Genomic DNA, 11,013 nt, shown 5'->3' with positions numbered 1-11,013 from the left:
AACATCCATCCTTTTACGCAAAAAACGCCGTTTTCATATTGGCATATGTCTATCGCACATTTTATTCCCAAACTCTTTCTTTGTATCTTATCGAACATTTTTATCCTCTCTTTCATTATCATACAGATTCAATTAGTCTAAGCAATCCAAAAACGATTAACTAATAATCCAAACACATAAATATACATCACAATCTCCAATGCCCCTAAAACTAATCGTTTTTTTCTTTCATCAACTTTAACACATTCCGGTATTGCTATAAACAAAAGCGAAACAAACGGTAAATAATATCTTCCCTGTAATCCGCCTATATACGGGATCTGATACAGTGCCTCTCGTATTTCATATGTCATACTGGATTGTTCACTGCCAAACAAAATAACTTTAATTGTATGATTCGCCAATGACATTGTGATTAAAATACAAAGTAAGATAAAGGTCATTAATACTACGATTCTATCTTTCCTATCCAGCTTATATTCTACATTCCTATCACTCCTCAACAAAGATACAAAAGCAAGAACTACAAATATAACAATTACCACGCTGAATAACATTGGCGTATCTAACCATCCGAAATTCCCCACTGTCGATGTCATTAAAAAATCCGTCCATGTACTTCCTGTTGCCGTCAAAAGATAAATTCCTCTTTTCCATTCACGCACAAATCCATAGACCACCTGGATATATTGATTGTTCCTAAATACATATACAGCTCCAACAAATCCTACCGCCATCAATATTCCAACCGGAATTCTACATTTTCTTATGAGATTCTCGTCCACAACCACTATATGCAGATTGATCTTTATTTTTTTCAACGGAATAATAAATACCAGCATTCCCAAAAGACCATATGGCATTTTTATGTAGGTAATAACACACCATATCAACATTGCAATTACGAACTGTCTAATTCCAATTTCTTCTTTTTCAAATTTTAAATAGAAGATAAAAGCAATAAACAAATAGCACATAGGCAAAAGCACTGCATCATAGTTTATACTGCTTGCTTGTTGTATTGCCATCGGAAAAAGCATAAGCAATGCCATTACTTCTTTTTTTATCGGCATAAGTTTCAATGACAAATAGCATATATAAACATAAAAAATCAACGAGAAAATCTCACCAAATTGCATTACCCAATATGCAGGCACCCCTAAAAGAATTCCTAATATAATGCCTAATGTCGCCGGCAAATGTTTAATAACCGATATATGAATTGCCTTAGGCAACATTTCCGATCTGACATATTTGGGAGATTCTACCATTGAATCTTTCTGTTCTTTTATATCAACCTTTTCTTCAGGATGAAATTCTATTCTTTCCTGCTGAAGTTCTATACTATCTGTTATTTTATCAGCAAAACCATCCACCCCAATCGAATCACCAATCATCCACAAATGAGTGTATTCATCTGGCGTCTCCCAAGTAGGTACCATGAATGCCATCATCAATCCCATTATCAAAATCAAAAAGGTAACCATTATCTCTTTGCTTTTCCCCTTACACTCCATATTTCTTTACCTTTCCATATAATAACACGCTATTATCCATCTAAACTACTTCTGTTCTTTTTCATACAACGCTAATTCCTGTGCCAATTCTTTTATCCTAATTGATGATCTTGAAACCGCAACAGTCAAAACAAAAATGATCATCAACGAAAAACAAAATCCCAAGAAAAACAGCATATTAATCGGACTCACTATTCCCAGTTTATGTGCCAACCAGGTAATCAATTGTGGGAAGCAATCTAACACAAAAATACCTACTCCTACAATCAGCCATGCCAGTGCATATCGAAGTTCCAATTTCTTGTTTCTAATCATATTTATTATTACGCATAATGCTAATATAACAGCTATTCCTATTATTATCTGAATTCTTACATTCATCTCATTCACCTTCTAATACTTTCTGATTCGTTCAATTAAAATTGCAAGCGTTACTTTAATCATATAGTACACTGACTTCTTCATAGAAATAGAAGATACTCCACCTGTCCTTTCTTTCATGATGACAGGTATTTCTTCGACTTTCATTTTCCTTCTCAATACAGCAACAACACTTTCCGGTTCCGGATAATCTCTCGGATAATCAGTAGCAAATAATGCCATCACGTTACGTCCAATCATGCGAAGTCCTGATGTTGGATCTGTAATTTTTGTACCGGTAAGAATTGTAATCAATTTTGAAAAAAATACAATTCCAACTCTCCTCAATTGTGATGACTGAAATCCTTCTTTTTCAATAAATCTTGATCCTATTACCATATCCAAATCATTATTAAATAAATGTTCTGCCATAACACTAAGAAATTCTGGATCATGCTGTCCGTCACCGTCAACCTGTACAGCCACATCATAGTCGTGTCTCAATGCATACTTGTACCCAGTTTGAACGGCTCCGCCTATTCCTAAATTGATAGGCAAATTTACTATATTATATCCTTTATCTTCACATATCTGACGTGTATGATCTGTCGAACAATCATTTATAATCACATAATCAAAACCTTGTGCATTTTCCTGTATAGCTGTAACAGTTTTTTCTATATTACTTTCTTCATTATACGCAGGAATAATAATCAATTTTTTCATAATTACTTTTCTATAATCCTCTCTAAATTATCTGTCGTATGCTTCCATGTGAAATTGTCTTCCAATCTCTTATAACACAATTCTTGTCCTTCTTTTCTTAATCCAGTATTAGCAACCACTTCTTCTATTGCTCTATATATATTGTCTACTGAATTATCTTTCATTATGGTTCCATAACTTTCATCAAGCACCAGTTCCTTCGTTCCGCCTCTTTCAGTTGTGATGATATAACATTTGCACGCAGCTGCTTCTAATGCGGACGTTGCAAAACCTTCTGATACAGAAGGAAGACAGAAAATATCTGCTTGATTTAACACCGCAATCACATCCTCAAATTGCAATCTTCCTAATGGAATAATATATTCAGATCTATGTGATTCAACATATGCTTTTTCTTCCCCTTCACCTGCAAGCATCAAATAAATTGCTTCATGATTCTTATTATATCGTTCAACCGCTTCGATCAATTCATAAATACCTTTTTCTTTTAGTAATCTTCCCGTAAATACAATTATCAATGCATCGCCTGCAATCGAATATTCCTTTCTGAAATCACGTTGCTTCAACTCTTTTAAATGTTCAATCTTATCCAAATCTACGGCATTATACAGTACTCCTTTTGAACGGATTCCAAAATGTGCCGACCATTCACAGCATGCTTCCGAAACACCATAGTAATCTTTACATATTCTTTTCAGAATCATTGTATGAAAATGCTCATACATACCGCCAATAAAATCCAACAAACTATTATGCACAGACAAATGGCTTGTCCCATGTTCTATACATATACTTTTTGTCCGCCTCTTTTTAGCATATAAAGCAGCATATATGGAATGAAAATAAAAACGGGCATTGATTACAACAATATCATACTTTTGTTTCTTCAAATATCGATGAATTTTCCAAAAGTCTTTATTCAATTTCATAACAGGGAAACGACCATTGATCAAATTATAACACGGAAATCTTAACACTCTGATTCCATCTATTTTCTCCTGCAGTGGACTCCCGGTAGTATTATTTGTAATGATAATAACTTCATTTCCTCGTTTAATCAATTCCTTTGAAATATTATACGTATAATTTTCAATTCCTCCCATATGTGGTAAAAATTGAGCCGCAAAAATGCAATATTTTTTATTCATGTTTTCTTTCTCTCTCCATACAAACGATAAATATTACCAGTGTCGCAACAAAAAAAATTATCATACTTGCCATATATGCTAATGCAGCTCCTCGCAAATTCCATTTCACAACCGCAAAAGGTGCAAAAATCTTCACATATATCCACGAAACACCATATGCACATACAAGTAAATACTGTTTTCGAATTACAACAAGCGCATTATCCAACACATATGAAAACGTACAGAAGCATCCTCCAACTATTATTATTAATAATTCTGTTTTATATTTTGATAAATCCAATGCATAAAGTATAGACAAAACTGGAATTCCCAATATATAACTTGCAATAACAACTATTACACCTATCCCAGCTAAGCATCCCATAATCTTACCAATTATGATTATAAATTTTCTTTTATGACCATTCATCCATTCAATAGCCATTTTAGTCAATAATGGTCTAAATACTATATATACCAAAGTCAAGACCGATGCCGGCATAAACAGAATATTGAATATTGTTTGAGAACCGCTAATCATTAATTTGTCCATTATAGCTGAATCAATTTCCATTTTAGGTGTATTAGTTATATTCATCATTAAAAATGCATTGATAAAAAGTGGGGTTCCTGCAACAAATAATTGGGTCAACCATGACTTTTCATCACAACTTATTTGTGTATTTTCCGTCTTCCATAATGTCATATAATATCGTATATCCCAAAAAAACAATCCGAATATACCACTCAACAATAACATAACACTAAAAGCCATCAAACTATGTGTAAGAATCAAACTAATCCCGCATGCAATAACTGTCAAAAAAATTCTGTAAGAAATTGCTTTGCCAACTAAATCTAGACGTTCCTTTTGCTGCAGCCATCCTTCATAAACATCTGTCAAAGACTCCACAGCTCTATAAGCACAAACTATTATTACTATAACCGACTTATACACCTCATAATGTTTAACCATAACGTAAGCAACACTACATAACATCATGACTACTATTGTCAGGATTCGAAATGAAAAATATTGTTTAAATCCGAACCTTTCTTTCACATCTGTCGCTTGAAGAGTTCTGATTTGATATGTCCCAATTGTAGCCATCAATTGACTAATAGACCATGCTATACTAAAAATATCTGTTTTATCGTTACTCAGCACCCTCGTTACAAACATCAAAGCAACTACTGAAAACATGGCATTCGCCATACTTCCTGTTATGTTCCATATATATATTTCTTTCTCAGATGGCTGTTTTTTTACTATCTCCATATTTATCCTATCCTAATTTGCAATATAATCAAAACTTTCTTTTGAAATTATATTTATTTCATAAAATATAGTTTCAAAAGAAATGCTGTCATATGATATCCCAATATCTTTTTTGCCCATGCAACTTTCTTAACTGTAGGATCCATATCATAATTTAATATTGTCGAATATCTTTTTATTGTAGACATTCCGATTTTCTTTTTTTCTTCATTATTTAACACCTGTACTTGTCCCATCAATACTGCATACGGAAAAGCCAAATATGATTTGAAGACTTTTTGAAAATCAGAGTTCTCTATTGTATCCGCAAGAGTAATATATTTGTCCAAAATATTTTTCAAATCATTCACTTCTTTAAAAGTTACTCTTTTGTCTGTTTGTGCTTCGCCAGTCCCCTTCCGATATACATAAAACACTTTTTCATACCAATCATAGCTTTCTGCACATAATAACATTTTAGCCGTCCATTCTGTATCTTCGTTTCGAATACCCTTTTCAAATAAAAGATTATGATCAACTATCAATTGACGCTTGACAACTTTCGCCCATACCGCTCTATAAAGAATTCCTTGCTCTATAACTGTTTTAAGTGCATATTCTTTTGGCTGGTTAACAATCTCTTGTCTCTTGCATGTTTTCCCCGACTGTGTAAATCTATTTTCATTTTCCCAGTATTCCATTGTATCGTACATAAGTACATCTGCATGCGATTCATTCAGTTGACAGTCAATATCTTCCAATGTATTTTTCCTTTTCCAGTAATCATCATTATCCACAAACATAATGTAATCCCCAGAAGCAGCTCTTATTCCAACATTTCTACTATCTGCTGTTCCTCCATTAGTTTTGTGGATTACTTTTACACGATTATCTTTTTGCGCATAATCATCACAAATTTTTGCCGAAAGATCTTTTGATTCATCATCAACTAAAATTATTTCAAAATCCTTATATTTTTGAGCCAATATACTATCAATACATTTTCTTAAATATTTTTCCGAATTATACACCGGAATAATCACACTATATTTCATTCATTTCTCCTATTAAACAAACCAATTCACCAATAACTTTTCACATAATTCTCAACATTATATTTTATTCTTTTCCAAACTCTATAATATATGGGGCATGATTGATTTGTTGCTCTTTTGAAGGTATTTTCATATAATCTCCATACGTTCTCTTCAAATGTGTATCCACATCCTTCATCACTTGAATCGTAATATTTTCAAACTCCAATGTTTTCAACGGGAAAATCTCTCCAACCCTTGATTGATACTGCAAAGAGGCTCCATCTCCAAATGAAGTTACTCTTTTTGAATTTCCACAATTATACTTTGTACATTCTTTTACGAATGCCTTGTATATACATTTAGGAGAAATATGCAAAACTTTCAAGCCATAATGTACTGCCACACATATAGCTGTTGCAACACACTTTTTTATTCCCGTATACGGAATAATCGGATGAGCTGATCCGCATAAATAAATCAATCGATCTAAAAAAACAGTTTTGAGCTGTTGTGCTGTTTCTTTCCTCTTTGTAGGCGCAATATAATCAAACGGAAATACATCTATAAAAATACATTGATCACAGTTCAATTTATCACTTAAATATGAAACAAACTTTGTTCCTTTTCTCTGAAACTTAGTTACACAACAAGCATAATTTTCATCAATTTCCGGTGTCATAATCTGATATTTATCACCCATTTCTTTTTCAACAACTCGTGTAAATATCTCATAATCTTTTCTAAGCATTCCAACATCAATATCATCATCCCACGGAATAAATCCATTATGCCTTACAGCTCCTAATGCTGTTCCAAAGACTGCAAAATATTTTAAATTATATTTATCACATATCTTTTCTAAGTCCTGCAGCATTTCAAGCTGCAAATCATGAAGTTTTTTTAATACTTTTGGATCATACTCTTGGTTTCTAACTATTTTTTTCATTTTTATCTCTTTCTATCTGAAACAACAACTCTTTTTATCTCATAGATTGTTTTAGTATATCACAATTTTCTAGTTAGGTAAAGAATTCCCCAACTATTCCTTTTATGGTAGCTCACCATGAATGTAGAAACGGGAACCGGCCAACGCCGATTCCCATTCTATTAATCCATCTTCGTTCCAGTTGTCTGGTCATAAATTGTGTATCCTACGGTGTCCTTCTCTGTATATGTCTGCGTATAAACTCCTGAAGAATTAATCCAATAATACTTTGCACCATTCTTTACATAGGCATAGGTTACCATCACACCATCTTTATCCATATAATAGTTGCCGATCCATCCTTTTTTAGCAACTGCTCCGGAAGCTGCCACATAATACCATTTGCCGCCAAGCTGGAACCAGCCTGTAACCATTGCACCGGATGCATTCATATAATATGTTGTTCCTTTTATAGCCACAAAGCCAGTTGCCATCTTACCTGTGGACGGATCCATGTAATACCAATACGATCCACTCTGCACCCAGCCTGTCATGATCGCTCCGGATGAAGCGAAATAATAATACGTTCCGTTAACGCTTCTCCAACCCACAGACATCGCTCCGGATGGCATGAAGTAATACTTACTTCCTCCAATTGTCTGCCAGCCAGTTACCATCCTTCCTGTGGACGGATCCATGTAATACCAGGATGTTCCGCTCTTTATCCAGCCACGCTTAAGTCCGGATGTGGTTGAATAGTAATATGCACCATTATCCAAGTACCAACCATTAACGACATAACCATTAGCACCAAATGCATATTCTACTCCATTAATGGTAAGAATCTCATTCTTTGCATATGTGTTATCAGAATACTGATACCACCAGCCTTTGGAATCCTGTTTCCAGGTGCCGGTTGGAGCAGGAATAAGATACGGGATTGCCACTTCTGATTCTTCCTGTATTTCGTCACACACAGAACAATGGATACTTTTCCACCCCCATGTCCAGAGTCCCGGTTCAACATCTATCGTATAATATGTATTCCACTTATGCCCTGTTGCTTTGATTTCGGTTATATCCAGCTTCTCGTCACATCTGCTGCACTGATGATATTTACTTCCATCTTCTGTACAGGTTGCTTCCGTTTCTACAATCCACTGATCAGACACATCATGACCTAACGCTGCAATTTCTTCTTGCTTTTCTTCCGTACAGCCTTTTCTCGTACAATGATATACTTTCTTTCCCTTTTCTGTACAGGTTGCTTCTGTTGTTATCTCACCATCATCCCAATTATGTTTCACTGCTGGTAATACTTTTTCACTATTTTCTTTAATCTCATCACACACGCTGCAATGAATACTTTCACTTCCGTCTTCTGTACACGTTGGTGCCTGATCAACCGTGTAGTAATTATCCCAAGTATGTTCACACTCAAACACGCTAAACTTTTTATTGTAGCCTTCGGCGTAAGCTTGTGCGGTCGAACCTTCATAACCACAAATCTGATCACAATCTATAGTACTTCCATAAGACATATTCCATTCACATTTTGGATTAAGTACAGTCACAGATGAAATTCCTTTTATTCCTCTGAACGCATGAACGTCAATTTTCTCAACACTTCGCGGAATAATAATATCCCCGACAAATCCTTCGCATCCCTCAAATGCAGACCAACCTATCGTTGAAATCTTTCTCGATAATTTCAGTTTTCCATCAAATCCACTACAACCGTAAAAGGCGTAATCTCCTATTTCAGTTACACTATCCGGAATATTCACATCTCCCGTTAATCCAGTACAATTCTTAAATGTTTCATATCCTATTTCAGTTACGCCATCTGGAAGAACCACTTTTCCTGTAAGACCACTACAGCCTGAAAACGTTCCGACAAGTGCGGTTACACTATCTGGAATATCCAACTTTCCCACGAAACCAGTACACCCCGAAAATGTAAAATAAAGTGTAGTTACGCCATCTGGAATATTTAACTCTCCCGTGAAACCAGTACAATCCTTAAATGCACTATCCCCTATTTTAGTCATGCTATCCGGAAGAATCAAATTTCCTGTAAAACCACTACAATCATTAAACGCATAATCTCCTATTTTAGTTACACTATCCGCAAGAATCAACTTTCCCTTAAAACTGTTGCAATTTTCAAATGTACTAACCCCGATTTCATCCACACCATCTGAGATAACTAGCTTTCCCGTGAAACCGTTGCAATTTTCAAATGCATGATCACCTACTTTAGTCAGACTACCTGGAATAACCAAATCTCCTGTAAAGCCAGTACAACCAGAAAATGCATACTCTTCCAAATATGTCAACTTATCCGGGAGAACCAAATCCCCTGTGAAGCCAGTACAACCAGAAAATGCATACTCTTCCAAATATGTCAACTTATCCGGGAGAACCAAATCCCCTGTGAAGCCAGTACAACCAGAAAATGCATACTCTTCCAAATATGTCAACTTATCCGGGAGAACCAAATCCCCTGTGAAGCCAGTACAACCAGAAAATGCCCCCTTACCTATTGTTGTCACGCTATCCGGAATAACCAGCTCGCCTTTGAACCCTTTACAATCGGCAAATGCACCACCTTCAATACTTTTCAACCCTTTCGGAAGCTTCAGGCTATCAAATCCACTACAGCCTCCAAATGCAGTATCACCGATACTTTTTAATCCTTCTGATAACTCCAGGCTTCCCGAAAATCCACTGCAGCACCAAAACGCCATATTTCCAATTTCAGTTACACTACCCGGAATAACTAAATCTCCTGCGAAGCCAGTACACTCTCTAAATGCCCATTCTCCGATTGTAGTTACACTATCCGGAATATTTAACCCACCTGTAAATCCATCACATCTAAGAAATGCCGAATTACCGATCTTAGTTACACTATCCGGAATATTTAAATCTCCTGTAAACCCCTTACAGTTTGCAAATGCCGAATTACCGATCTCAGTTACACTATTCGGGACAACCAACTCTCCCATGAACCCTCTGCAGCCGGCAAACGCACCACCATCAATACTTTTCAACCCTTTCGGAAGTTTCAGGCTATCAAATCCACTACAGCCCCCAAATGCGGAGTCTGCTATTTCAGTTATACTCTCCGGAATAACTAACTCCCCTGTAAATCCACTACAACCATCAAATGCATAATTATCGATTGTAGTTACACTGTCTGGAATAACTAACTTTCCTGTAAATCCACTACATTCTCTAAATGCCCATTCACCTATTTCGATCACGCTATCCGGAATAACCAGCTCTCCTGTAAATCCGCTACGACCATTGAATGCCTGTTTTCCGATAGTTCTCAGCCCTTCTGGCAACACAAGATTCCCAGACAGTCCTGTTAGAGTATCAAACGCATGACTTCCAATACTTATCACGCCTTCCTGGATCTCTAATGTCTTTATATTTTTTCATATGCATTTGCTTTCCAGGGATAAGCACCGGAATAAGCAGGGCTCATCATATCCCCTTCTCCGCTTATCACAAGCTTATCGCCCTTCCCATCAAAGTCCGTATCATACACAGTCCATGTTACATCATCATTTTCTGTTGCTCCACACGCTCCACTATCTTTAATTACTCCTTGTTCTGCCTGTGTGTCTACAGATAAATCTGTGCTGTCGTTACTTTCGGACTGTCCAATTGCATCGACAGCTTCTTCCTGCTCAGGTTTCTCTGTAACTGTTTCCTCTTCAATTGGTTTTTCCCCAACCTCTTCTGATTCTTCTACATCCGTATTCTGTCCGGCATCCTCAGTCTGTTCTGTCTCCACTTCCGATGCCTGTACCACCGATATACTACCCGGCGCAATCAGATTCGCAGCCATAATTCCTGCGCCAAGTAACGCGATTAATCTTTTTCTTCTCATACCTTATCCTCACTTTGTCTTTCACAAACTTTTTGTGCAACATATATCATAAAATTGTAGCATTTCCTAATATTTCTTTCAATCATATGATAAATCTATAGTTTTCTCCCTTGACATTTCCTTAATATATATATATCATATAGTTGTTCATATAAT

General features: G+C 35.8%; 9 protein-coding genes. All 9 read right to left on the bottom strand.

Features of this window, described 5'->3' with window-relative positions; all coding sequences use genetic code 11:
- Positions 1-137 precede the first annotated feature (137 nt).
- The 9 genes from DWZ93_RS00635 to DWZ93_RS00595 all read right to left on the bottom strand — a co-directional run bounded on the left by DWZ93_RS00635 (position 138) and on the right by DWZ93_RS00595 (position 10,857).
- Positions 138-1,517, bottom strand: coding sequence for a DUF2142 domain-containing protein (locus tag DWZ93_RS00635; protein ID WP_118451688.1), 1,380 nt, complete (start codon positions 1,515-1,517; stop codon positions 138-140).
- A 45-nt stretch (positions 1,518-1,562) separates the two neighbouring features.
- Entirely contained in the window at positions 1,563-1,898 is a 336-nt protein-coding gene (locus DWZ93_RS00630) for a DUF2304 domain-containing protein (RefSeq protein ID WP_118451687.1), read from the bottom strand.
- A 12-nt stretch (positions 1,899-1,910) separates the two neighbouring features.
- Positions 1,911-2,603, bottom strand: coding sequence for a glycosyltransferase family 2 protein (locus tag DWZ93_RS00625; protein WP_118451686.1), 693 nt, complete (start codon positions 2,601-2,603; stop codon positions 1,911-1,913).
- A gap of 2 nt (positions 2,604-2,605) precedes the next feature.
- Positions 2,606-3,751 carry a glycosyltransferase family 4 protein gene (locus DWZ93_RS00620; protein ID WP_118451685.1) on the bottom strand — a complete coding sequence of 382 codons (1,146 nt, stop codon included), beginning with the start codon at positions 3,749-3,751 and terminating at the stop codon, positions 2,606-2,608.
- Entirely contained in the window at positions 3,744-5,012 is a 1,269-nt protein-coding gene (locus DWZ93_RS00615; RefSeq protein ID WP_118451684.1) for a lipopolysaccharide biosynthesis protein, read from the bottom strand. Before DWZ93_RS00615 ends, DWZ93_RS00620 begins: the two co-directional genes overlap by 8 nt.
- A gap of 53 nt (positions 5,013-5,065) precedes the next feature.
- Positions 5,066-6,046, bottom strand: coding sequence for a glycosyltransferase (locus DWZ93_RS00610; RefSeq protein ID WP_118451683.1), 981 nt, complete (start codon positions 6,044-6,046; stop codon positions 5,066-5,068).
- Between the two features lie 64 nt (positions 6,047-6,110).
- Positions 6,111-6,974: a LicD family protein gene (locus DWZ93_RS00605; RefSeq protein ID WP_118451682.1), complete on the bottom strand. Its 864-nt coding sequence runs from the start codon at positions 6,972-6,974 to the stop codon at positions 6,111-6,113.
- Positions 6,975-7,135: 161 nt separating this feature from the next.
- Complete coding sequence (locus tag DWZ93_RS00600; protein ID WP_118451681.1) at positions 7,136-10,366, bottom strand: leucine-rich repeat protein; 3,231 nt, start codon at positions 10,364-10,366, stop codon at positions 7,136-7,138.
- A 23-nt stretch (positions 10,367-10,389) separates the two neighbouring features.
- Complete coding sequence (locus DWZ93_RS00595) at positions 10,390-10,857, bottom strand: hypothetical protein (protein ID WP_118451680.1); 468 nt, start codon at positions 10,855-10,857, stop codon at positions 10,390-10,392.
- Positions 10,858-11,013: the final 156 nt, after the last annotated feature.

This window comes from Dorea sp. AF36-15AT (assembly GCF_003477705.1).
In the GTDB taxonomy this organism is placed as follows: Bacteria; Bacillota; Clostridia; order Lachnospirales; family Lachnospiraceae; genus Claveliimonas; species Claveliimonas ammoniilytica.
Note: the sequence above shows the minus strand (reverse complement) of the source record. Positions and strands in the feature narration are given on the sequence as shown.

What these genes read in the sequence shown, in the direction of transcription:
- DWZ93_RS00635 (WP_118451688.1), bottom strand. Translation starts at nt 1,517, where the DNA reads ATGGAGTGTAAGGGGAAAAGCAAAGAGATAATGGTTACCTTTTTGATT.
- DWZ93_RS00630 (WP_118451687.1), bottom strand. Translation starts at nt 1,898, where the DNA reads ATGAATGTAAGAATTCAGATAATAATAGGAATAGCTGTTATATTAGCA.
- DWZ93_RS00625 (WP_118451686.1), bottom strand. Translation starts at nt 2,603, where the DNA reads ATGAAAAAATTGATTATTATTCCTGCGTATAATGAAGAAAGTAATATA.
- DWZ93_RS00620 (WP_118451685.1), bottom strand. Translation starts at nt 3,751, where the DNA reads ATGAATAAAAAATATTGCATTTTTGCGGCTCAATTTTTACCACATATG.
- DWZ93_RS00615 (WP_118451684.1), bottom strand. Translation starts at nt 5,012, where the DNA reads ATGGAGATAGTAAAAAAACAGCCATCTGAGAAAGAAATATATATATGG.
- DWZ93_RS00610 (WP_118451683.1), bottom strand. Translation starts at nt 6,046, where the DNA reads ATGAAATATAGTGTGATTATTCCGGTGTATAATTCGGAAAAATATTTA.
- DWZ93_RS00605 (WP_118451682.1), bottom strand. Translation starts at nt 6,974, where the DNA reads ATGAAAAAAATAGTTAGAAACCAAGAGTATGATCCAAAAGTATTAAAA.
- DWZ93_RS00595 (WP_118451680.1), bottom strand. Translation starts at nt 10,857, where the DNA reads ATGAGAAGAAAAAGATTAATCGCGTTACTTGGCGCAGGAATTATGGCT.